This window comes from Flavobacterium hankyongi (assembly GCF_036840915.1).
GTDB lineage: Bacteria > Bacteroidota > Bacteroidia > Flavobacteriales > Flavobacteriaceae > Flavobacterium > Flavobacterium hankyongi.
On the sequence record NZ_CP085725.1, the window covers coordinates 472,401 to 494,181 of the forward strand.

The window sequence follows — 21,781 nt, forward strand, 5'->3', positions numbered from 1 at the left end:
AAGAATTCCTAACAGCGTGTCCAGAACTTTGTCATTAATAAATAACTAAAAATTTTAACAATGACACACGAGTATCAAATAACAGGAATGACATGTTCAAGTTGCGAGGCAAAAGTAAAATCAGCTTTGCTAACAGTTGCTAACATTACAAATGTAGAAGTTTCCAAAGAAACTAATTCTGCCGTAATATCAATGGATAAACATGTTTCTTTAAGTGAATTGCAAAAAGTACTAACGGAAAAAGATAGTAAATATCAAATTTCAGTGAAAGGACATAATGAATTGGCTGAACAGACTAAGTCATGGTTTGAAACATATAAATCAGTCTTACTGATTTTCGGATTTATAACTGTTGTTACTATATTAATTCAATGGCAATCGGGAACGTTTCATTTTATGGAGTGGATGCGACATTTCATGGCTGGCTTCTTTTTGGTGTTTTCCTTTTTTAAACTTTTAAATTTAAAAGGTTTTGCAGAAAGCTATATTATGTATGATGTAATAGCTCGAAAATTACCTGCTTGGGCATATGCATATGTTTTTATTGAATTGGCTTTGGGAATCGCTTTTCTAATTGATTTTAATCCAATAATTACAAATTCGACAACCTTTGTTGTAATGACTGTTAGTATTATAGGAGTGCTACAATCGGTTTTGAATAAAAAAAGAATCCAGTGTGCTTGCTTGGGCGCCGTTTTCAACTTGCCCATGAGCACTATAACCATTATTGAAGACGCATTGATGATTGCAATGAGCGCTTATATGCTTCTTCAGTTATTATAAACTAAAAAATGAAATTATTCTTAAATATTATACTATTATTTGCTTTATCAACGGCCTTTGCACAAAAGGTCGTCCGATATGATTTATATGTACGTGATACCATCGTAAACTATTCGGGTAAAGAAAAAAGAGCCATTGCAGTTAATGGTCAAATTCCTATGCCGACACTGACTTTTACCGAAGGTGATATGGCTGAAATTTATGTACATAATGAGTTGGATGAAGAAACCGCCATGCATTGGCATGGTGTTTTTTTACCAAATAAAGAAGACGGAGTTCCCCATTTGACACAAATGCCCATAAAACCACACAGTACTTATGTGTATCGTTTTTTGGTAAAACAAAACGGAACGCATTGGTACCACAGTCATTCAGGGTTACAAGAACAAATAGGGATGTATGGATCGCTTATTTTTAAGAAAAAACAAAATGATCCTACTTTCCGAAAAGGAATAGACGATTTGCCAACATATCCCGTCATTTTGAGTGAATGGACTGATATTAATCCGGAAAATGTACATCGTATGCTTCATAATGCTTCCGATTGGTTTGCTTTAAAAAAAGGTAGTACTCAAAGTTATGCCGAAGCGATTAAAGAAGGTCATTTTAAAACTAAACTTACCAACGAATGGAAACGCATGTTGGCTATGGATGTAAGTGATGTGTATTATGAAAAGTTTTTGATTAACGGAAAACCTCAAAATCAAATTACTGAAATCGAAGGAGGAGAGAAAGTCCGTTTGCAAATTTCAAACGGAGGAGCATCGAGCAATTTCTGGCTTACTTATGCTGGAGGAAAAATTATGGTTGTGGCAAATGATGGTAATGATGTTGAACCTGTGGAAGTTGATAGACTGTTAATCGCTGTATCTGAAACCTATGATATTGTGGTTGAAATTCCTGCTAATGATATAGCTTTTGAGTTTTTGGCTACTCCAGAAGACAGGACACAATCGACTTCTTTATTTCTTGGTAACGGAATAAAACAATTAGTATCACCGCTTCCTAAATTAAAATATTTTGAAGGAATGAAGATGATGAACGATATGATGAAAATGAATGGTGAACTAAATGATATGGGCATGAACATGAGTCTCAACCAAATGGATATGAACGTTGTCATGTACCCCGAAATTACAGGAAACCAAAAAGGAAAAAAAATTATGCAAGATGAACATTCAAATCATCAGTATGAAGCCAATAAACTATCAGATATTGTCACTTTAAATTATGCAATGCTCAAATCTCCCACTAAAACAGTTTTGCCTTCAAGCTCACCAGTAAGGGAATTAAAGTTTGAGCTTACGGGGAATATGAACCGTTATGTGTGGAGTCTTGACAACAAAGTAATTTCTGAAACAGATAAAATTTTAGTGAAGAAAGGAGAGATATTGCGCATTACTCTTTATAATGGTTCAATGATGCGACATCCAATGCATTTACATGGACACGATTTCCGTTTAATTAACGGTCAAGGTGATTACGCTCCGCTGAAAAACGTTGTTGATATTATGCCAATGGAAACAGATACTATTGAATTTTTAGCTAATGAAGAAGGTGATTGGTTTTTTCATTGTCACATTTTGTATCATATGATGAGTGGAATGGGACGTATTTTTTCATACGAAAACCAAGCACCAAACCCTGAGTTGCCAAATCCTAAAAAAGCATATCGTATGCTTAAGGCAGATGATCGTGAATTTCATTTCATGACCGAAAATGATTTTGCAACCAATGGAAATGATGGGATGTTTATGTTGCAAAATACACGATGGAGTATAGGTACCGAATGGCGATTAGGTTACAATGATATGCATGGTTATGAAACAGAAACTCACTTTGGCCGCTATATCGGAAAAATACAGTGGTTTATGCCTTTTATTGGTTTTGATTGGCGCCACCGAAAAATGGGTCATGATGAAATTGAAAAGAATCTTTTTGGGCAAACAAACACAAAAGATAAGCGTGCTGTTTTGAGTGCAGGTGCCAGTTATGTTTTACCTTTTTTAGTAACATTTCAAGGAGAAGTATTTACTGATGGTAATGTACGTTTTCAATTAATGCGCGAAGATATTCCTCTATCAAGGAGATTACGTATGGCTTTCATGATAAATACTGATAAAGAGTATATGACAGGCTTCAAATATATTCTTAATCGTTATTCTGCGCTATCGACTCATTATGACAGTGATATGGGATTTGGATTCGGATTAACTTTGAATTATTAAATAAAAAAGCCCTGAGAACTTTCAGGGCTTTTTATTGTTAGTTTGTTAAATCATCGTCGGTTAATTTGTCATCCACAATTTTACTATTGTGAAGTTGTACCGGATTTTTCGATTTCTTCATTCTCAAGTTCAAGAATTCTACAAATAAAGAGAAGAAAATCGCAAAGTATAAATATCCTTTAGGTATGCTATGCACTTCTGTTGAACCTAACACTTTTAAGTCAGCTAAGTGAGCACCTTCAGCTAATAACATCACGCCAATTAAGATTAAGAACGATAAACCTAAAATTTGAATTGTAGGATGCTCGTTAACGAATTTAGAAACTGGTCCAGCAAAAATTAACATGATTACAATTGAAATAATAATTGCACCTACCATAATTTCTAAAGCCCCGGCAGGTCCAAAACCAACTGGTGGCTCTGCTGAACTTACCAATCCAACTGCAGTTAAAATACTGTCAAAAGAGAATACAATGTTTAATAATGCAATTTGAATAATTGCACCTGTTATCGAATTACTAGCTTTACCTGATGTTGCCTCTTCTTCACCTTCTAATTTATGGTGTATTTCTGTAACCGATTTATAAAGTAAGAATAAACCACCACCAAAAACAATCAAACTCTGTCCTGAAATTCCACCTGACATAAAACCCCAATCAAAATCAAAAAATGAATCCTGTAGACTCATTACCCAAGTGATTCCAAAAAGAAGAATGATTCTGAAAGCCATTGCTAATAATAATCCTATTCTTCTAGCTTTTGGTTGATCTTCGGCTCTTAATTTTCCAGATACAATCGATAAAAATACAATGTTATCGATACCTAAAATGATTTCTAAAAAAGTTAAAGTCAGTAATGCAATCCATGCATCAGGGTTCATTAATGTTTCCATTTTGTTTAATTATGTTTACGGGAGTTATACGGGTCTAATTGGGTTTTGTTACAAACAGAAAATTATTTTCACCCCAAAAGTATTTATTTTTTTCGTTATTGACTTATAAACTCCAATTTAACATTTAAAATTTTTATCAGCAGTAATTATAATATCAATGCTTTTATAGTACCTGTTGGTGTTATTATATAGTATTTGTTGTTTACTTGTATGGTATTTTTAGGCAAATGATCTTCATTAAGTTTTATTTTGATTGTTAAATCGTAGAAAAGTTGAATAGCAGGCTCGGTAATTTCTGGATTAATTACAAATGAATGGGTTTTTAACATTGCACCATCATAAAATTGAGTGTTGTTTTTCTTGATATTGTTTACTTGTGAGTTTTGACTAAAATTGATAGCGGCTTGACTATAGGCACTGTAGGATTTGTAACTTTCCATTGGATAGATTGTATTAGAAGCATCAATTATCTTTTTCTTCTTTTTTGATAAATCAACGTTCATAATAAATGAATATTCGGCTAATAATCTTTTATACTCTTGTAAAACTTTTTCGTGAAGTATGTTTCTAATTTGATCAATATTTGTAGTGATATAATCTACTTTGGCAAGATCATATATTTCCTCTTGGCTACAAATACTTATTATTTTATTGAGATCATTTGTATTCTTAAATTTAACAATAAGATTCTTTTTTAATTCAAATCCCGAAGGTTTTTCGTTATAGGTTTTAGGGTTAAATATTTTCTTTTGTACTTCATAGTCATAACTGGGTATGAAAGAGATAAAATCTATTACAACATCAATTTCATTGCCTAAGTTTTTTAGTCTTGTAATTGTATTATTAATCCTTTCATCCATTAATTTGTTTGTTTCTTCCGCTGTTTTGCCAATTTGTAATATGCTGAAAACTGCTCGCTGATAGGTTGCTTTTTCATTGTATATACCTTTAATAGTAATAGTCATTTCGTTTTCATCACTATAAGAAGTAGGAATGGTTTGTATATTTTGGTTACTATAAGTAGAACCTGAGTTTCCAGTTGAATTGTAATTGCCTGAATGTTGACCTAATACTTTAGTACTAGTGGTTGCACAAATGATTGCTGCTAAGAAAAGTTTTGTTTTCATAATTGATTTTTTAAAATTATGAAGCAAACATAGTGCACACTTAAAAGTCAAGTTTGGCAAAAGGGTTGTATATTGCTTGTAAATTATTTTCAATAGTTTTACAGTGATTTTACAGTAAAAAAAATCATTATAAAACTATTTTTACCGACTCAATTATTTATGACTGAAAAGGAGTCTTTTTATAAATTAAAAGAAGAGGTGCTTTCTCGTTATCAAGAAAGCTATCCTTATTTTGTGGGTAATTGGAAAAACTTCAGTTCACAGGACATATTGAATTTGATCGACGAGATTTTTGAAGAAACCAAACAAACGGTTAGCGAAAAATGGATTTATACGCATTTAAAACCGGAGAATAATGAAAAGCTTCCAAGAAAAGATATGCTCGATATTTTATGTAAGTATGTGCATAAAATAAGTTGGGATGAATATAGGTTTAATCAATTAGCTCCAGTATATGTTAATGAAAGTTTTACTGAAAATTCATCTCGTAGTCTATCAAGCAAACAGGGAAGTAGTAGTAATAAAAAGAAGACTATAATTCTTTTGGTAGGATTAGCAATAATTATAAGTGTTTATTTTTTTGTGTTTAATGATAAAAATACAGAAACAAAATTAGAATTTAAAAATGTCTACACAAACGAGAAACTTTCTAATGATGAGGTGAAAGTATTTAAGATTGAAGATACAACCCAATCAAATATAATTTTATCAGATTCTAAAATAAAAGTCACAAAGCCAACTAAAATAGTGGTCACTAGTCCGCTATTTAAATCAAAAGAAATAGCTATTGAACCTACAAATACAGAAGCTGTAATTGATTTATATCCTAATGATTATGCCATGATGTTAAACGCTTTTATGAAAAGTGATATCAAGGACTGGAAAACACGAAAGGAACAGTTGGAAAAGATTTTATCTGATGATGTTGAAGTGTTGATTATGTTAAAAAACAATCTTGGAGTTGAGTACTTTAATAAAGAAGAATTTTCACAAAAGTTGATAGTACCAACGCCTTCGATTAAGAAGATGAAAATAATTGAACTGAAAAGTAATCCAGATCAAAAAATTTCTTTTTTAAGAATTGGAAATGAATAATAATGTGAAGATGAGAATAGGTGTTTTTATGATGTTGTTTTCTATTGGTTTATTTGCACAGAATGCTAATCATACTTCTAGTGATTATGCCTCTAATGCTGCTATTTCGAAAGTTTTTAGTCCAATTGTTTTAGATGCTTATAAAGAACAAGCCAAAGCTAAGATTAATGATTTATATTCCTATTTAAATTTATGGAGTAAAGAAACCGATTCTACTACGTCAAATGAAATTAAAAACGTAATAAAGAAGCTTTTTATTGATAATAATGTCAAATTTCAATATCTTGATAGTAATACTCCAAATTTTCTAACGATAGATCAGTTTCTAGAAAGTATAAAAAGAGATAAACTCCAATTTGCTATTTCAAGAATTGAACTCAACGAAATTCAAAATAATTTTTTTGAAATGAAATACGTCTTAGAAATTCAAAATGTTAAGAATAAAAAAGAAATTATCTCCTCTCAAAAAGTTTACCTATCTGAAAAGGAAAAACAATTTGGGACCAACAAAAAAAGAGTGTGGGAATTGCGAATAGGTGATTTTTATATCAATTAATCTATTTTGGTTACAGTTCCTGTCTGCTTTTTTGGGTCACCAACAAAGGAATATTCAAACTTATATCCTTCTTTATTGGTACTCAATATTTTAATCTGAACTGCTTTTTTCTCTTGCATGTTCTTTGGATGTATTTTTTGTAAAATATATTCACAATCATTTACCCAACGAACACTTGCTGTATCTGTTTTTCCGTTAAATGTTTCAATTTGTAATGTGTCATTACGCTCAAAAACAGATTTCATTTTCTTACCATCTATTTCTTGTTCAAATTCAAATTTACCAATTTTAAAATCTTTGCAATCTCTTTCTACATTATAGCAAGAAATTAGGGATAGGGTAAATAGTACAATTAGTTTTTTCATTTTTCGAAGCTTTTTCCTGCTTTCGCCAGTCGCTTTTTTGTAATATTAACCAAAGGTTATATTACAAAAAGAGCTTCAACAATGGCTCTATCAGGACTATTATTTCAATTTATTTAATTCGTCATCAGTGAAATTACGAATACTTTTTTCTTTAGAGAATTTATCAGAATTGTAATCATTAGACTTGTTTTTAGGAATCGATAAACTATCCCATTCAGTTTTTTTCAGCATTTTGGCATAAAAAACAATTTGGCCAACATGATATGGATAATGGGCAAGTTGCCTGTTAATGGCATCCATAACCGTGTGACCTTCTTTTCGTATGTATATTATTTCTGAAAGTTGATTAGGCTCTAACGAATTGACAGCATTGAACAAACAATTCCATCCTTTTTCCCAAAAAGCCATAAGTTCTGCTTTTGTGTTGTAATTTTTTTCAAACTCTCCGTCACGATTGCGCCATTCTTTTTCTCCGTCCGTCGTTAAAAAATCTGTCCAGCGAGAAAGCATATTTCCAGCTAAGTGTTGAACAATAATAGCTATGGAGTTTGTATCTTCATTAGCAGAAAAAAATAGCTGTTCTTCTTCTACTTGATCAATTGCTTTTTCTGCCAATGTTTTGTAGTATAAAAACAAACGCTTGACACTCTCTAAAAAAATAGTATTAGTTTCCATCAAAAAGGCTTTTCATTATAGTTTGTATTCCTTTAAAGATAAGAAAAATTGACAGTAAGCACAAAATAATCCCAATCCCTAAAATAGGAATGTAAAAGGGATGACTTTGGTTTTTAAAAGAGCTAAAAATTACTGATGGTCCTATAAACATAAGAGGTAAAGCGAATCCAAGATATTTAATTCCTTTGTATAGTACTTCTTTATTAGTTGACATTCTTGGTTGATTTATATTTAAAATATATAACAAAAATAAAAGCTAGCAATGTATGAATTATGAATAAAAGTATAAAGTAAAATACTTTGTCTATTCCGTATTGATCATTTATAAAATAATTGGACATTGAATAAAAAATAATAATAAAATAGGTGATAGCAACAACAATATTTAAAATTAGATATTTAAAGACATGTTCCCATTTTTTTAGAATAAAGATGTTTATTATCCAAAGTATTGGTAGTAAGGCCAAAAAAGAAAATAATATATTCAATTTCATTATCCCTTATAGTTTTCAACAGCTTTTCTAACACTTCCGTGTTCTTTTAGTAATTTTTCGGCTTCTTCATAAGTTACAGGAATTTCTCCCATAATCATACGAACGCCACGGTCAATCAACTTCACATTACTTAATTGCATATCCACCATTTTGTTTCCTTTCACACGACCTAACTGAATCATTGTAGCAGTAGAAATCATGTTTAATGCTAGTTTTTGTGCAGTACCAGCTTTCATTCGGCTACTACCAGTTACAAATTCAGGACCCACAACTATTTCGATAGAAAACTGAGCTGTTTGTGCTAGCGGACTTCCTTGATTACAAGTTATACAACCAGTTGCAATATTGTTTTCGTTGCATTTTTCTAATCCACCAATTACATAAGGAGTTGTTCCCGAAGCTGCAATACCTATAACCACATCATTTTCATTGATATTCCATTCCTGAAGATCTTTCCATGCTTGGATTTTATCATCTTCAGCAAATTCGACTGCTTTACGGATAGCGATGTCACCTCCAGCAATGATTCCAATTACCAAATCAAAAGGAACACCGAATGTTGGTGGGCATTCCGAAGCATCCACAATTCCTAAACGTCCTGAAGTCCCAGCACCAATATAAAACAAACGACCTCCTTTTTTCATTTGTTCCACCACTTTAGTAACCAAAGTTTCTATTTGAGGTAAAGCCTTTTCAATTGCTAAAGGAACAGTTTTGTCTTCGTTGTTGATGTTGGTTAGCAAATCATGAACCGACATTTGTTCTAAATGCTCGTATTTTGATGATTGTTCGGTGGTTTTTGTGAAAGCCATTTTTTAAATTTTTGGATGACAGAGTTTTAAAGTTATAAAGTTTTTAGCTGTTTGCCTAAAGTTTATTGCTTTTACATAAAATAAGCTAGCACAATTCCTAAAATAATTGCCGTAAGTTTAGCCATATTGAATTTGTGTCCTTCGCTACTTTCAAAAATTATGGTAGATGAGATGTGGAATAAAATACCAATAACAAAGGCTGTGATTTCAGTTTGAAATTGCAATAAAGCGCTCGAATCTGTTGTGAGTAATGTTCCCAGCGGTGTCATTAATGCAAAAGCCATCATGAAAATTAATCGAGAAACTTTATTTAAATGAGACTGCATTAAAAATGTGGTCAAAATAATAGCAATAGGGAAGTGGTGTATTGAAATTCCCCAAGCTAAATGATGATGTTGGCTTACAGGCATTCCTTCCAATAAAGCATGTAAGCATAAACTGATGAATAATGCCCACGGAATGTGATTCATTTTATTATGACCGTGTACATGACCGTGTTCAGCTCCTTGCGAGAAATATTCTAAAATGATTTGGAAAACAATTCCAATCATAATGAAAACGCTAGGTGCAAATTTGCCTGGTATAACATGAGTTACGTTATATATTTCTGGCAATAAATGAGAAACCGTTAATGCCAAAAGAAAGGAACCACTAAAGGCTAATAATAGCTTGAGATTCTTTTTGTTTTTGGGTTGTAAAAATGTAGCAATTATGTATCCTAATACTACTGATAAGAATGGAATTATATAAATCATAAAATCAATTATGAGTTGTAGATTATTTGAAAATCATGATCAGTCGTTCTGAATCATTTTTATAGAATTTACGCAGTTTATAATCTCCGAAAATGTCTAAAAGATAAATATCTGCTTTTTCCATCATTAGTTCAAAATCTGATAAGGTTAATGCTCTTACCTTTTCAGTGAAGTGGAATTTTTGTCCTTTAGCTCCGCTCCGTTCGCCTTCGGCTCGGGTGTCTTCAAAATCAATTTCCTTAAAAATATGCCCGTCTTTTACATAACGTTTGATATGGAAATCAATTCCATCAACAGTTTTCACTTCTTCGGCAACCAAATTTTCGATTACATAATTTGCATTCATAAAATCGATTACAGCAAAACCGTATTCGGTTAAACTATTTTTTATAGCTGCTAAAGTTTTAAAATTATCTTCTTCATTTTCAAAATATCCAAAACTGGTAAACAAATTGAAAACGGCATCATACTTTTCTTCTGTTTGCACACGCATATCGTGAACTTTGAAGTGTAACGATTCATTACTTGATTTTGAAGCTTCTGTAATACTGTTTTCAGATAAATCAACACCTGTAACATCATATCCTAAATGATTTAGATAAATAGCATGACGTCCCTTACCACAAGCCAAATCTAATATTTTAGCTTCTTCAGGTAAATTAAGATAATGAGTTAGATTATCCATGAACAATTGCGCTTCAGTATCGTCACGGTCCTTGTATAATATATGATAATAAGGAGAATCGAACCAAGTTTCGAACCAGTTGTTTGCTTGTGAAGTATTGTTTTCTGACATTTATTCTAATTTACATGCAAATTTACAGTAATTTTGCGAACCTGTTCCAATTTGAAATTTAAAGATTCATTGGAATTAGTAAATTATTAGTGGGAAAGTAGCGAGTTTATGGAAAACTTTAAAATGATTGCCAAGACTTTATTTGGCTTTGAAGAGATTTTAGCAAAAGAATTACAGCAGTTAGGTGCACAAAACGTAGAAATTGGTACCCGAATGGTAAGCTTTGTGGGTGACAAAGGATTTATGTACAAAGCTAATTTAGCGTTGCGTACTGCTTTAAAAATATTAAAACCAATTTATAATTTCAGAGCTTTTAACGAAGCGAGTTTATATAAAGGAATACAAGGAATTGATTGGTCAAAATACATGAATTCGAACCAGACTTTTGTAATTGATACTACAGTTCACTCTGATAACTTCAAACATTCACAGTTTGTGGCTCAAAAATGTAAAGATGCCATAGTAGATCAGTTTAAAGAGAAATTTGGTTCACGTCCAAGTATTGATAAAGATTATCCAGATTTAAGAATTAATATTCATATTGATCGTGATCAATGTTCGGTTTCATTAGATTCTTCTGGTTCTTCATTACATCAAAGAGGCTATAAGACTGCTACAAATATTGCTCCAATTAATGAAGTATTAGCAGCTGGAATGTTGTTATTGTCAGGCTGGGACGGTAGTTGTGATTTTATGGATCCTATGTGTGGTTCAGGAACTATTTTAGCAGAAGCAGCGATGATTGCTTGTAATATTCCTCCAAATATCAATCGTAAAGAGTTTGCTTTTGAAAAATGGAATGATTGGGATAATGATTTGTTTGATCAAATTATGGATTCACTAATGAAGAAAGTGAAAGAATTCCATTATACAATAACTGGTTATGATAAAGCGCCAAGTGCAGTAATGAAAGCAAAAGACAATATCCGTAATGCGAACTTAGATGAATATGTAAAGATTTCAGAGCGTAACTTCTTTGATAGCGAAAAAGAAAATCAAGGACCATTGCACATGGTATTCAATCCGCCGTATGGTGAACGTTTAGATATACATCTGGAAAGATTCTACAGAGAAATAGGAGATACCTTAAAACAAAGTTATTCTAATACGAATGCTTGGTTTATTACAGCAAACTTAGAAGCATTGAAATATGTTGGTTTAAAACCTTCACGTAAAATTAAATTATTTAACGGAAAACTTGAAGCTCGTTTGGTGAAGTATGAGATGTATGCAGGAAGTAAGAGAACAAAATTCCAAGAATCAAATAACAACTAAAAATTATGAGTAAAAAAACAAAAGCTTTCCTATATAATTTTATTGGTTTCGCAATATTCTTTTTTGGAACAAGATATTTAGTGGATAGTTATACAAATTTGGAAGGATGGTGGATTCCTTTAACTGCATTTGCAGTTGGCCTTATTTTGTCTCCTAAATTTCAAGCAGTGAATACTAAAGACGGAGAAAAACTTTTTATGCAATGGATTTTTACCAAAGGATTAAAAGAGATTAAATAAATAAAAAATGCCTTCATTTGAAGGCATTTTTTATTATTTTTTCTTCTTGTATAATGGAATAAAGTAACTCAAAGTGTAATTCCATCCTACACCAAATTTTCCATCATAAGTTCTGTTAAAACCTGGAATGTATAGGTTGTCAAAATTTTCGGGTTTTTTCTCAGAAACTAAATAATTCAAACGTACACTTATTCCAGCATAAAAATTATTGAACAATTCGGCTTTCATTCCTGCAACAACTTCTGCCCAATGAGCAGACAAACCATCAAATTTTTTACCTGAAACTACATCTGGTTGTAAAGGATAATAATTTGAAGTATCGTAAATTTTATAAGTATTTAATTCTTGGCTAAACGAACTCACACCGTAACGAAGGCCAATGTGAATCATGTTTTCCATGTCTAGCCAATTTTGATAGGCGTTAGAATCAAATCCAACTTTAAAATAAGTTCCTTTTGTAGTAAAATTTACTCTGTCATCATCAACTGTTTTATTTTCATTCCCAATTTCACCAGCAATGTAAATTTTCTTGGTTAATCTGTAATCACCAACAATTTCTAATCCCTTATAATCTTTTTCGTAGAAAGTTCTAGCTAATTTTGATAAATCAACTCCAACACGAAGACCATATCGTTCCGTTTTTTTTACAACAGTATCTTTTTTTGCAGTTTGAGCAAAAGAAGCAATCGACAAAAATAGTAGTAATAGTTTAAAAGAATATCTTAACATGAACCTCGTTTTCGTTTAAAATGTTTTGGTTTTGAATAGCAATTTCTTTAATCCAATTATCACTATCTGGAGTAAAATCTAACCCATTTGAATCATTTAATGTAAAGACTGTTTTGTAACCGCATGCTCTTGAAATAAAAACATCATTACGAGTATAATTGGCTATAACTTCATCAGTGTTTCTTAAACTAACAGTTGCGTTTTTAGAATCATGCACAAAATTAAAAATCACATTTTCAGCATTTGTCTTTAACGGAATTTCAATTTTACTTACACCATTAAATAATAAAGTATCAGTAACATTTTGAGCGACTACAGCTAAATTCGTTACTGTTTTTTTTGTTGTTGGATTATTGTTATCATAGAACTCGATAATCATTCTTGGAGTGGTAGGCGTTCCATCTTCACAAATATCATCTTTTTCACAATTCCATAATAAAATTGCTGTGATTGTAAATAGTAAAGACAATAATAATTTTTTCATAATCTAAATATCTTATATATGTTGCCTGAGGTTCTCGAAGGTAACAAATTTCAAATGAATGTTGTCTTCGAATGCCTCAGACATCATTCTAAAATCATCTTTTTTCTAAAAGTACAACATTTTCCACATGATGTGTTTGTGGGAACATATCCACCGGACGCACACGAGTAACTTTGTACATTTCATCCATTAAAGCCAAGTCACGTGCCTGCGTAGCCGAATTACAACTGACATACACTACTTTTTCAGGAGCGATGCTTAATATTTGTTTCACTACGTCTGCATGCATTCCATCCCGTGGCGGATCAGTAATAATTACATCTGGATGACCGTGTGTGGCAATAAATTCGTCGTTGAAAACATTCTTCATATCTCCTACAAAGAACTCACAATTAGTAATGTTATTGCATTTTGCGTTTTCTTTAGCATCAGCAATCGCTTCAGGAACAGCTTCTACACCAATTACTTTTTTTGCTTTTTTAGAAACGAACTGTGCAATAGTTCCTGTTCCTGTATATAAATCGTAAACTAGTTCGCTACCTGTTAATCCTGCAAATTCTCGTGTTATTGAATATAATTCGTAGGCTTGTTCTGAGTTTGTTTGGTAAAACGATTTAGCATTGATGCTAAAATTCAAACCTTCCATTTCTTCAAGAATATAATCTCTTCCTTTGAAAAGAATAATATCCTGATCGTATAAGGTATCGTTTGCTTTTTGGTTAATTACATATTGTAATGAAGTGATTTCTGGGAAACGTTCCGATAGAAAATTCATTACTTGTTCAATCTCTTTTTTGTTGTTATCGTAAAACTGAATCAATACCATTAATTCGCCAGTAGAAGCTGTACGGATCATTAAAGTTCTTAATAACCCTTCATGATTTCTAGGGTTAAAAAATGATAAACCATTTTCATTGGCAAAACTTCTAATTTCATTACGGATATCGTTTGAAGGATCACCTTGTAAGTGACATTTTTGAATATCAAGGATTTTATCCCACATTTTAGGAATGTGGAAACCTACTGCGTTTTTATTATCTAGTTCGGCACCACTTTCAACTTCTTCCTGAGTCATCCATCGAGATGATGAAAAACCGAATTCCATTTTATTGCGGTAGAAAAACTGCTTTTCAGAACCTAATATGGGTTCAAATTCGGGTAATTCTACTTTACCAATGCGTTTTAAATTATTGAATACTTCCTGATGCTTGTAATGTAACTGCTGGCTGTATTGCATGTTTTGCCATTTACATCCGCCACAAACCCCGAAGTGTTCACAAACTGGATCAACGCGGTGTTCTGAAAAACTATGGAATTTAATAGCTTTTCCTTCAAAATAAGATTTACGTTTTTTAAAGGTTTGTACATCTACAACATCACCTGGTACTACATTAGAGATAAAAATTACCTGACCTTCTGGGGCTTTTGCCACCGATACGCCTTTTGCACCTGCATCAAGGACTTTTACGTTTTCGAATACGACTTTTTTTGTTTGTTTTCTTCCCATGGCGCAAAGATAATGAAAAGAGAACTCTTTTTTAAAGTTATTAAGCTTCGTTAATAAAAACTCAATTAACAGAAAATTAGTAATAAAAAACGGCTTTAAAATTAACTTAGCTTTAAACAAACGAAAGCGGTGAACAAACTTTATTTTATATATCTAATTGGCTGTTTTTTTAGCCTTGTAAATGCACAATCAAAATTCTCAGGTAAAGTAATAAGTGGAAGTATGCCTTTGTCTAATGTTGAAATAATTAATTCTTCAAATAAAATTTTTGTAAAAAGTGATGAAAATGGTCTATTTCAAATTGAAGCAAATGTGAATGACAAAGTGATGTTTTATCTAAAAGATTATATTCAAAAAACTATTGAAATTACAAAAGATAATCTAAGCAAAAATATTGAAGTTTTTTTAAACAAAAAAGCAATAGAATTGACAGAAGTTGAAGTAATTAGAGGACCATCTATGAAAATCGATGTAAGTTATAATGCCTTAAAAATGGAAAAAATTGCCAAAGAGCAATTATCTCCAAAAGTTACAGGAGTTTATACTGGTGAAATTCAAAATGGAGCAGATTTTATAGCATTAGGTAAAGGAGCTTACAAGTTAGTTGGTAAATTATTTTCTAATAAAGATAAAGAATCTTATAAAAAAGTAATTCCATTTAAAAACTTTATTCAGAATAAGTTTTCAGATGATTATTTAAGTAAAAACCTGAAATTAGAAAATGACGAATTGGAATTGTTCTTTGCATTTTGTGAAGAAGATAAAAATTATCAACTGTTAAATGAGAAATCTGATCCATTGGAGTTGCTACAATTTTTGATAAAAAAAAGAAATGAGTTCAAGTAAGATATATAAAAACAAGAGTTGCAAAAGAAATTGTAATTATCGAACTTCGTATATTAATTATATAGTTTATGTATCGTCACTTAGCACTTCTTAGAGGAATCAATGTTTCTGGCCACAATATGATCAAGATGGATGTTTTAAAAACATTGCTTGAAAAAGCAGGCTTTCAGAATGTGCAGACTTATATTCAATCAGGAAATGTATTTATTGATTCTGAAGAAGAACATGGTCCAAGTGTAGGTTTTAAAATAAAACAGGAAATTTTCAGTCAATTGGGTTTTGATGTTCCTGTAATTGTAATTACCAAAGAGGATTTGGAAGCCTGTTTGAACAACAATCCGTATCTGAAAGAAAAAGAAGCCGATACCAAGAAACTGTATTTTACTTTTATTTCCAAAGAGTTAAGTGAGAACAGTATTCATGATTTGAAAATGAGTCAAGTAAAACCCGATGAAGCGGTAATAGATAAAAACAGAATTTACGTGAAATATGCCATTGGAGCAGGGAAGACCCGTTTTGACCAAAAGTATATAGAGAAAAAGCTCAATGTAAAGGCAACCATGCGAAATTGGAATACAGTTGTGAAACTGCTAGAGATGTATAGCGTATAATAAGTTAAAAAGAATAATAAATAATTAAATCGGAATCAGACATGATTCCGATTTAATTATTTCTAAATTTTAAAATATTTTTTAATTAATCCATAAAATATTCAAAATTCACTTCATCATACAAATTTGGATTTGTCTCCGATGATATTTTGACTTTATAGAAGCCTGAAGAAAACGTATCATAATAAGAAAATCCAGTATTTGGTACAATTAAGGTTTGTTTTAATATTCCCTCTTTAAAAACTTCAATTTTCACATTTGCCGATGGGATATATGAGGCTTTCCAATAGGCATGTAAGCCACCACCACCATTAACCTCTCTAGTTCCTTCAACAGGAAAAGTTATCAAATCATTAATAGAGTATGTATCTGGGTATAAATATTTTGAAGCAATTAAATCATAAGAAGAAAATCCAATTGCAGTTGTTAAACTTGAATTCATTACTGAATCAGCATCTATATATATGCCACCTCCATAAGGTGTATTAGGAATTGTAATATATCCATTAGGGCTGTTACCTTCTCCATTTGCTATTCCATTACTGTGTACAAATCCAATTGTGTGTCCGAGTTCATGCATTACAGCTCTTTTTCTCCCTGATTCAGGAAGATCTATAAGACTAGAATGATTTAAATTTATTTTAATTTGTGAACCAGGATTGCCTCCATATGGCAAAGCAGCGATTAATGGAGAAGAAATAGAAGGGTCATTAACCACATAAATATCGGCAGTGGTATTGGTTGTTATTGAAAAAATGATACGGCAATCAGCAATATTATTCCAGTCATTTACGGCATTGGTTATGGCTTGTCTCCAATTTCCAGTTGCAGGTATTGAATTATCAATTTTTACAGTCATCGTATTAACTTTATCCATGTATACTAATCTGTTTCCATGGGCTTGCTTTTGATTGTAATTTTCATTTTTGTAGAATATCATATCATTTTCGACAAGATAATAATCATCAAACTCTTTAATATTAACAAGTTTGAAACCCATTTCCAGTAGCTTAACAACTTGAGGGTCATTTGCATTAACAGTTAATGTTTTGTTTTCATCCGTTTTGTCATCAATTACATCATCCTGTTGACATGAAGTTAAAAGGAAACTAGTCAACATCATAAAGGGCATTGACTTTAAAAATAATTTTTTCATAAAATGTTTTTTATATAGATTACAAAATTAATTAACAGGAAAAATTGTATATTAATTTAGTTTTATTTTAATATGAACAAACTGAATTTTAAAGAATATGGGATGTAATTAGTATTCCTTTTATTCATAATCATTTAAGGTTTTTAAAAACGCAACCAAATCAGATTTTTCTTTAGAGGTTAGCTCCAATTTGTCAAAAGGCAACGTTTGAAATTCGAGTTGAAAACCCAAGCCATTGCCACCACCATCATTATAAAAATCGACCACTTCTTCCAAAGTAGTATAAACCCCATTGTGCATATAAGGTGCGGTTTTAGCAATGTTACGAAGGGTAGGTGTTTTGAAGAAATACTTTCTGTTTTCTGTTTTAAATACTTCGAATCGCCCTAAATCCAGATCAATTTTCGGCTTTATTTTATTCTTAGATTCTGGAACACCAATCAGTTCCATTTCCGATTCGCGGAAGCTTACGGGTACTGTTCCATTAAAAAGCGGAGCAAAATGGCAGGTTGCACATTTGGCTTTTCCCATGAAAATATTGAATCCATTTTTTTCGCTTTGTGTTAAGGTATTTTCTTTGTTTGAAATGTTTCTGTCAAATTTTGAATCGAACGGATTTAATGACAGTATGTAAGAAGCAATAACCATTCGTATATTATAATCTGATGGAGATTGTTTGAATATTTTTTGGAAAATTGCTGGGTATTCGGGCGATTTTTTTACATAAGCAACCATCTTCTCCAATGAACTGTGAAATTCGTTCGGGTTGGTTACCACATCTACAATTTGACCTTCAAGACCTCCAGTGCGATTGTCGTAAAAAAAGCCTTTTTGAAGACCGGCATATAATAATGTAGGAGAATTTCGTTTGATTCCTGGCGATTTTGATTTTCCGTCTGTAAAAGCCAGTTTCGCCTGATGACAACTGGCGCAGCTAATGGTTTTGGAATCAGAAAGTTTTTTGTCGTTAAACAATTGTTTACCTAAGGCTATTTTTGCAGGATTCGTAGGATCTTCTTGATCGGTAAAATGGGTGATGTTGAAGGTGTTTTTATCGAACAGCGATACAATATTGTATTGCAAAGGTTGCTTTATGCTAAAGGTCACTTTCCAATCGGTTACGGTTTTGTTCCAAAGTGATAGCGTTTTATGGGTGTGGTTTTTGATAAAAGTATACCGATCAAAATCATTAAAATCAGCCTCAAACGCTTTTTGAGATTTTTCAATTTCAGATATCCATTGCTTGTAAAGTGCTTTGTCTGTAAAAGATGTCTCGAAAATAAAGAGGATGTTTTTTAAGGATTGATACACGTTTTTACTGTCTTCCAACGAAGAAAAAGCAGCAGTACTGTCAAAACCAGTAATCCCTTTTAGCGCGACTCTATTTATGGCATCCCGAAGAATCCAAAGGATGTGATGGTTGTCTAATTGAGAGAGCGAACAGTTGTTTTTTAAAAGTTTTACTCTGCATGAGGTAAGTTTTGCTTCTTTCTGTATCTGCTTGAGATCCGGATTTGGATTGTATATCAATTCTTCCAATACCTGAAACCCAAATGGTTTGCTGGTTCGGATATTAGTACCATCTTCTTCCGTTACTTTTATGATATTGGGTTGGTTTAGGGATTTGTAATTACTTTCGTCAATGAAAGCCATAATAGGTTCTGCGAATTTGAATTGTTTTCTGGCTTCACTGTATAAAGATTTAAAATCTTCAATAGATAAAGCATTTGTGATATTATCAAGTGCTTCCGAACATTTTTCTAAATTGTTTTTGTATTCTTTTTCGAGTTGAATGAAAGAGTCCCTCGATTCGTAAGAATTGTCTTTTTTGCAACTTAAGGTAAATAGTAAAAGGCTATATAAAACAATAGCCTTTTTTACCAAACTTAAAATGTTTTTCATTTATCTTTCTAATCCTTTAACTAAATATAAAGTACTTCCTTCTTTGTATGTTGTTGATGTAACTGCCTTTGGATCGAAGAAATTTGGGTTTGTCCAACTGTGATTTTGTGTAATGATAAGAAATGAACCTTCAATACCAATTTTATCAGATATATCTACCATACCAGTAAACTCCCATGCTGTGGTTTTTGGTCCGTATCCTTTTGTTTCTGCAGTTACTTGGTCGCATTCTAAAACTACTTTTAGAACTCCAGTTTTTAAATTATACTGATATAAATAAGCATAATGAGTTTTATCAGCAGTATCAGGATAACCATTCGGATCTTCTTGTATGTATAAATAATCTTTTGTAGCAACTAAATTGTCTGGGCTATGAAATTGCTTTGCTTTTCCTGTCAATTTATCTCCGTCTAAAACGCAAGTGATTTTACCGATTAAGGGATTATTTGCATCTAATACAACTTTGTAAATTCGACCATAAGCAGTTCCTTTCCCTATAAGACCAGTTTTCTTTCTACCCGTAACAGCAAAATAAAATTCACGATTGTTTTCAGCCGAACCTTTTCTATAATCTATATCTTCAACTCTCGAGAACCCCATAATGCCTTTAGTAGCTGATTCTGTTTCAATTTCATTGTATGTTTTTTCATTATATTCAACAAAAGAAACATCATAAGATGTACCTTCTTGCATATCCATTTCGAAGTTGATTCCTGAAGAAATAACTTTTAAACCATACAATTTACCATTTTCTAAATCACCTCGATTACCAACATACATTCCCAATTGTCCTTTAGGAGTTGAGTCATTTGATGTGTCATCGCCAATTAAGATAACTGTTTTATTGCTGTAAGCATCTTTACCTAGTGGCACTGCATTTTCAACATCCCATTGCCCTAAAGCTGGCAATGTTTTTCCAGTTCCTGCAAAATTAGCGTTTTTAAAAGGATCGGTTGCAAATACGTTTTTAGAGTTTCCATCCCATTCACCTCCTGAAAGAAATAATGGACCAAAACCATGTTCTTCAGGTGTAACTAAAGTACCTGAACACATTGCAGTATTTGCTGTTGCTGTTGCATTTAACACATATTCTCCCTTAACTGGTTTGAAAGTTTTGTCGAAAGTTATTCGGGCTACAGAGTAGTGTGCTTCTATATTATTCATTAGTGAATAAGTTCCATCAGCATTTTTTAATAAACCATTTCCATCGGCCATTGAACCGTAAACAAAATCAGGAGAGTTTACTAATTTGTCCTCTGAACTTAATATAGAATAGATTTCTAAATTTTCAAAACCTGCTTTTTTACTGATTAAAATCGGAGTTTTTGAATGACTTTTTAATTCAACTGGATTAGTTGATTCGTTGTTTGTTGCGTTGTCATCATTAGAGTTACAGGCAATAAATGATCCTAATAAAGCTGCACTCATTAAAACGTTTAAAGTTTTCATTTGTAGTTAATTTTGTTTGTGATGCAAACATAGAACCCTATTGTTAGTAAATTCTAATCTCTATATTTTTAAAAATCTAAGAAAAGGTTAATAAAACGGAGGTATGTGATTTTAATGTAAGGAAAAGGTGTTTTTAGTATATTATGGCTTAGAGAACAATAAAGTCCTATTTAATGCATAACTAGAAATTGGAATACCGTCACCACTTTGTTAAATATGTATCAAGATTAGTACTAAAAAAAACTAATAAATTGTACCTTAGTAGGATTAATAGAAAGTTATGTTTACAAGTGCAATTTCAGGATTAGAATTTAACGACAATGAAAAAGTTTTAGGAAAAACCATTCGAATCCCAGTCTTGAATTTAATTAAAGAAGATTATCCCGATTTTAGCATTCAAGATTATATCGCAGATACCGAGTTGAATATATATCGCGAAAAATATATATCCAGGTATTTATCTACCGAAGTGAATCAGTTATCTGATTTGCATAAAAAAATCATTGACTCTATCAACGATGATAAGTCATTCGTAAATAAAGTTGAAGATGAGGTAGATATTCGAAATTACGGACAAGTAATTGCTGATAAAGTAGCGGCTTTTGGAGGTAGTTGGACTTTTATCATCGCATTTTTTATTTTTATCCTATTTTGGATTGGTTCCAATGTGTTTCTTTTGACAAATAAAGGATTTGATCCTTATCCCTTTATCTTATTGAATTTGATTTTGTCTTGTATTGCAGCATTGCAAGCTCCTGTTATTATGATGAGCCAAAATCGACAAGAAGAAAAAGATCGTGAACGGGCTAAAAAAGATTACATGATTAATTTAAAAGCAGAAGTTGAAATTAGGATGTTAGATGAAAAGATAGACCATCTTATTATGAATCAGCAACAAGAGTTAATTGAGATACAAAAAGTGCAAATAGAAATGATGAATGATATTTTACAACGCATTCAAAAATAATTCTATTTTTGCAGTGGTTATGGATGATTTCTCTCCAC

The 21,781-nt window shown here is 31.7% G+C and carries 23 protein-coding genes; 9 read left to right on the plus strand and 14 right to left on the minus strand.

The genetic code is table 11. From position 1 onward, the window contains the following. Positions 1-60 precede the first annotated feature (60 nt). Positions 61-783: a heavy-metal-associated domain-containing protein gene (locus LJY17_RS02225; RefSeq protein ID WP_264542241.1), complete on the plus strand. Its 723-nt coding sequence runs from the start codon at positions 61-63 to the stop codon at positions 781-783. Between the two features lie 8 nt (positions 784-791). After that, positions 792-3,011 (plus strand): multicopper oxidase family protein, encoded by a 2,220-nt coding sequence (locus tag LJY17_RS02230; RefSeq protein WP_264542242.1) that lies wholly within the window; start codon positions 792-794, stop codon positions 3,009-3,011. Between the two features lie 37 nt (positions 3,012-3,048). Here LJY17_RS02230 and LJY17_RS02235 read toward each other — a convergent pair whose 3' ends face one another. Next, positions 3,049-3,903, minus strand: coding sequence for a TerC family protein (locus LJY17_RS02235; RefSeq protein ID WP_264542243.1), 855 nt, complete (start codon positions 3,901-3,903; stop codon positions 3,049-3,051). A 146-nt stretch (positions 3,904-4,049) separates the two neighbouring features. Then, positions 4,050-5,030 (minus strand): SIMPL domain-containing protein, encoded by a 981-nt coding sequence (locus LJY17_RS02240; protein ID WP_264542244.1) that lies wholly within the window; start codon positions 5,028-5,030, stop codon positions 4,050-4,052. Between the two features lie 159 nt (positions 5,031-5,189). Here LJY17_RS02240 and LJY17_RS02245 point away from each other — a divergent pair, with 159 nt between their 5' ends. Together LJY17_RS02245 and LJY17_RS02250 are read left to right on the plus strand one after the other, a co-directional pair. Then, a complete protein-coding gene (locus tag LJY17_RS02245; RefSeq protein ID WP_264542245.1) occupies positions 5,190-6,125 on the plus strand; it encodes a hypothetical protein in 936 nt (311 codons plus the stop codon). Then, positions 6,118-6,681, plus strand: a complete 564-nt coding sequence (locus LJY17_RS02250; RefSeq protein ID WP_264542246.1) for a hypothetical protein — start codon at positions 6,118-6,120, stop codon at positions 6,679-6,681. The genes LJY17_RS02245 and LJY17_RS02250 overlap by 8 nt, the downstream gene beginning before the upstream one ends. Here LJY17_RS02250 and LJY17_RS02255 read toward each other — a convergent pair. From LJY17_RS02255 to LJY17_RS02280, 6 genes are all read right to left on the minus strand, one after another. Then, positions 6,678-7,046, minus strand: coding sequence for a DNA topoisomerase IV (locus LJY17_RS02255; protein ID WP_264542247.1), 369 nt, complete (start codon positions 7,044-7,046; stop codon positions 6,678-6,680). The two genes, LJY17_RS02250 and LJY17_RS02255, sit on opposite strands and share 4 nt — an antisense overlap. 99 nt (positions 7,047-7,145) lie before the next feature. Then, the gene (locus tag LJY17_RS02260) at positions 7,146-7,721 is read right to left on the minus strand and encodes a DUF1572 domain-containing protein (protein ID WP_264542248.1); all 576 of its coding nucleotides are present in this window, start codon (positions 7,719-7,721) and stop codon (positions 7,146-7,148) included. Then, positions 7,711-7,935, minus strand: a complete 225-nt coding sequence (locus tag LJY17_RS02265) for a DUF6095 family protein (protein WP_264542249.1) — start codon at positions 7,933-7,935, stop codon at positions 7,711-7,713. Before LJY17_RS02265 ends, LJY17_RS02260 begins: the two co-directional genes overlap by 11 nt. Before the next feature lie 279 nt (positions 7,936-8,214). After that, on the minus strand, positions 8,215-9,027 hold the full coding sequence (gene murQ, locus LJY17_RS02270; RefSeq protein ID WP_264542250.1) for an N-acetylmuramic acid 6-phosphate etherase: 813 nt from the start codon (positions 9,025-9,027) through the stop codon (positions 8,215-8,217). A gap of 71 nt (positions 9,028-9,098) precedes the next feature. Next, positions 9,099-9,782 (minus strand): ZIP family metal transporter, encoded by a 684-nt coding sequence (locus tag LJY17_RS02275; protein ID WP_264542251.1) that lies wholly within the window; start codon positions 9,780-9,782, stop codon positions 9,099-9,101. Positions 9,783-9,804: 22 nt separating this feature from the next. After that, a complete protein-coding gene (locus LJY17_RS02280; RefSeq protein WP_264542252.1) occupies positions 9,805-10,578 on the minus strand; it encodes an SAM-dependent methyltransferase in 774 nt (257 codons plus the stop codon). A gap of 108 nt (positions 10,579-10,686) precedes the next feature. Here LJY17_RS02280 and LJY17_RS02285 point away from each other — a divergent pair, with 108 nt between their 5' ends. Together LJY17_RS02285 and LJY17_RS02290 are read left to right on the plus strand one after the other, a co-directional pair. Beyond that, entirely contained in the window at positions 10,687-11,853 is a 1,167-nt protein-coding gene (locus LJY17_RS02285) for a THUMP domain-containing class I SAM-dependent RNA methyltransferase (RefSeq protein WP_264542253.1), read from the plus strand. A 5-nt stretch (positions 11,854-11,858) separates the two neighbouring features. Beyond that, positions 11,859-12,092 carry a hypothetical protein gene (locus tag LJY17_RS02290; protein WP_264542254.1) on the plus strand — a complete coding sequence of 78 codons (234 nt, stop codon included), beginning with the start codon at positions 11,859-11,861 and terminating at the stop codon, positions 12,090-12,092. Between the two features lie 33 nt (positions 12,093-12,125). Here LJY17_RS02290 and LJY17_RS02295 read toward each other — a convergent pair whose 3' ends face one another. From LJY17_RS02295 to rlmD, 3 genes are all read right to left on the minus strand, one after another. Further along, positions 12,126-12,821, minus strand: a complete 696-nt coding sequence (locus tag LJY17_RS02295) for a DUF6048 family protein (RefSeq protein ID WP_264542255.1) — start codon at positions 12,819-12,821, stop codon at positions 12,126-12,128. Continuing rightward, the gene (locus tag LJY17_RS02300; RefSeq protein ID WP_264542256.1) at positions 12,802-13,305 is read right to left on the minus strand and encodes a DUF6452 family protein; all 504 of its coding nucleotides are present in this window, start codon (positions 13,303-13,305) and stop codon (positions 12,802-12,804) included. The genes LJY17_RS02295 and LJY17_RS02300 overlap by 20 nt, the downstream gene beginning before the upstream one ends. 94 nt (positions 13,306-13,399) lie before the next feature. Next, on the minus strand, positions 13,400-14,812 hold the full coding sequence (gene rlmD, locus LJY17_RS02305) for a 23S rRNA (uracil(1939)-C(5))-methyltransferase RlmD (protein WP_264542257.1): 1,413 nt from the start codon (positions 14,810-14,812) through the stop codon (positions 13,400-13,402). Between the two features lie 129 nt (positions 14,813-14,941). Between rlmD and LJY17_RS02310 the strand changes: the two genes are divergently transcribed. Together LJY17_RS02310 and LJY17_RS02315 are read left to right on the plus strand one after the other, a co-directional pair. Beyond that, positions 14,942-15,658 (plus strand): hypothetical protein, encoded by a 717-nt coding sequence (locus LJY17_RS02310; protein ID WP_264542258.1) that lies wholly within the window; start codon positions 14,942-14,944, stop codon positions 15,656-15,658. 68 nt (positions 15,659-15,726) lie between these two features. Then, positions 15,727-16,269 carry a DUF1697 domain-containing protein gene (locus tag LJY17_RS02315; RefSeq protein ID WP_264542259.1) on the plus strand — a complete coding sequence of 181 codons (543 nt, stop codon included), beginning with the start codon at positions 15,727-15,729 and terminating at the stop codon, positions 16,267-16,269. 85 nt (positions 16,270-16,354) lie between these two features. Here the strand turns inward: LJY17_RS02315 and LJY17_RS02320 are convergent, their stop codons facing one another. The 3 genes from LJY17_RS02320 to LJY17_RS02330 form a co-directional block, all read right to left on the minus strand. Continuing rightward, positions 16,355-17,425, minus strand: coding sequence for a zinc-dependent metalloprotease (locus LJY17_RS02320; protein WP_264542260.1), 1,071 nt, complete (start codon positions 17,423-17,425; stop codon positions 16,355-16,357). Positions 17,426-17,545: 120 nt separating this feature from the next. Beyond that, complete coding sequence (locus LJY17_RS02325; protein WP_264542261.1) at positions 17,546-19,327, minus strand: cytochrome-c peroxidase; 1,782 nt, start codon at positions 19,325-19,327, stop codon at positions 17,546-17,548. Then, a complete protein-coding gene (locus tag LJY17_RS02330; RefSeq protein ID WP_264542262.1) occupies positions 19,328-20,776 on the minus strand; it encodes a PhoX family protein in 1,449 nt (482 codons plus the stop codon). A 280-nt stretch (positions 20,777-21,056) separates the two neighbouring features. On the opposite strand from LJY17_RS02330, the gene LJY17_RS02335 reads away from it, so the two are divergent. After that, complete coding sequence (locus LJY17_RS02335) at positions 21,057-21,743, plus strand: DUF1003 domain-containing protein (RefSeq protein WP_264542263.1); 687 nt, start codon at positions 21,057-21,059, stop codon at positions 21,741-21,743. Positions 21,744-21,781: the final 38 nt, after the last annotated feature.

What these genes read in the sequence shown, in the direction of transcription:
- LJY17_RS02275 (WP_264542251.1), bottom strand. Translation starts at nt 9,782, where the DNA reads ATGATTTATATAATTCCATTCTTATCAGTAGTATTAGGATACATAATT.
- rlmD (WP_264542257.1), bottom strand. Translation starts at nt 14,812, where the DNA reads ATGGGAAGAAAACAAACAAAAAAAGTCGTATTCGAAAACGTAAAAGTC.
- LJY17_RS02300 (WP_264542256.1), bottom strand. Translation starts at nt 13,305, where the DNA reads ATGAAAAAATTATTATTGTCTTTACTATTTACAATCACAGCAATTTTA.
- LJY17_RS02290 (WP_264542254.1), top strand. Translation starts at nt 11,859, where the DNA reads ATGAGTAAAAAAACAAAAGCTTTCCTATATAATTTTATTGGTTTCGCA.
- LJY17_RS02235 (WP_264542243.1), bottom strand. Translation starts at nt 3,903, where the DNA reads ATGGAAACATTAATGAACCCTGATGCATGGATTGCATTACTGACTTTA.
- LJY17_RS02240 (WP_264542244.1), bottom strand. Translation starts at nt 5,030, where the DNA reads ATGAAAACAAAACTTTTCTTAGCAGCAATCATTTGTGCAACCACTAGT.
- murQ (WP_264542250.1), bottom strand. Translation starts at nt 9,027, where the DNA reads ATGGCTTTCACAAAAACCACCGAACAATCATCAAAATACGAGCATTTA.
- LJY17_RS02315 (WP_264542259.1), top strand. Translation starts at nt 15,727, where the DNA reads ATGTATCGTCACTTAGCACTTCTTAGAGGAATCAATGTTTCTGGCCAC.
- LJY17_RS02330 (WP_264542262.1), bottom strand. Translation starts at nt 20,776, where the DNA reads ATGAAAACTTTAAACGTTTTAATGAGTGCAGCTTTATTAGGATCATTT.
- LJY17_RS02230 (WP_264542242.1), top strand. Translation starts at nt 792, where the DNA reads ATGAAATTATTCTTAAATATTATACTATTATTTGCTTTATCAACGGCC.
- LJY17_RS02285 (WP_264542253.1), top strand. Translation starts at nt 10,687, where the DNA reads ATGGAAAACTTTAAAATGATTGCCAAGACTTTATTTGGCTTTGAAGAG.
- LJY17_RS02280 (WP_264542252.1), bottom strand. Translation starts at nt 10,578, where the DNA reads ATGTCAGAAAACAATACTTCACAAGCAAACAACTGGTTCGAAACTTGG.
- LJY17_RS02260 (WP_264542248.1), bottom strand. Translation starts at nt 7,721, where the DNA reads ATGGAAACTAATACTATTTTTTTAGAGAGTGTCAAGCGTTTGTTTTTA.
- LJY17_RS02255 (WP_264542247.1), bottom strand. Translation starts at nt 7,046, where the DNA reads ATGAAAAAACTAATTGTACTATTTACCCTATCCCTAATTTCTTGCTAT.
- LJY17_RS02325 (WP_264542261.1), bottom strand. Translation starts at nt 19,327, where the DNA reads ATGAAAAACATTTTAAGTTTGGTAAAAAAGGCTATTGTTTTATATAGC.
- LJY17_RS02225 (WP_264542241.1), top strand. Translation starts at nt 61, where the DNA reads ATGACACACGAGTATCAAATAACAGGAATGACATGTTCAAGTTGCGAG.
- LJY17_RS02265 (WP_264542249.1), bottom strand. Translation starts at nt 7,935, where the DNA reads ATGTCAACTAATAAAGAAGTACTATACAAAGGAATTAAATATCTTGGA.
- LJY17_RS02295 (WP_264542255.1), bottom strand. Translation starts at nt 12,821, where the DNA reads ATGTTAAGATATTCTTTTAAACTATTACTACTATTTTTGTCGATTGCT.
- LJY17_RS02250 (WP_264542246.1), top strand. Translation starts at nt 6,118, where the DNA reads ATGAATAATAATGTGAAGATGAGAATAGGTGTTTTTATGATGTTGTTT.
- LJY17_RS02320 (WP_264542260.1), bottom strand. Translation starts at nt 17,425, where the DNA reads ATGAAAAAATTATTTTTAAAGTCAATGCCCTTTATGATGTTGACTAGT.
- LJY17_RS02335 (WP_264542263.1), top strand. Translation starts at nt 21,057, where the DNA reads ATGTTTACAAGTGCAATTTCAGGATTAGAATTTAACGACAATGAAAAA.
- LJY17_RS02245 (WP_264542245.1), top strand. Translation starts at nt 5,190, where the DNA reads ATGACTGAAAAGGAGTCTTTTTATAAATTAAAAGAAGAGGTGCTTTCT.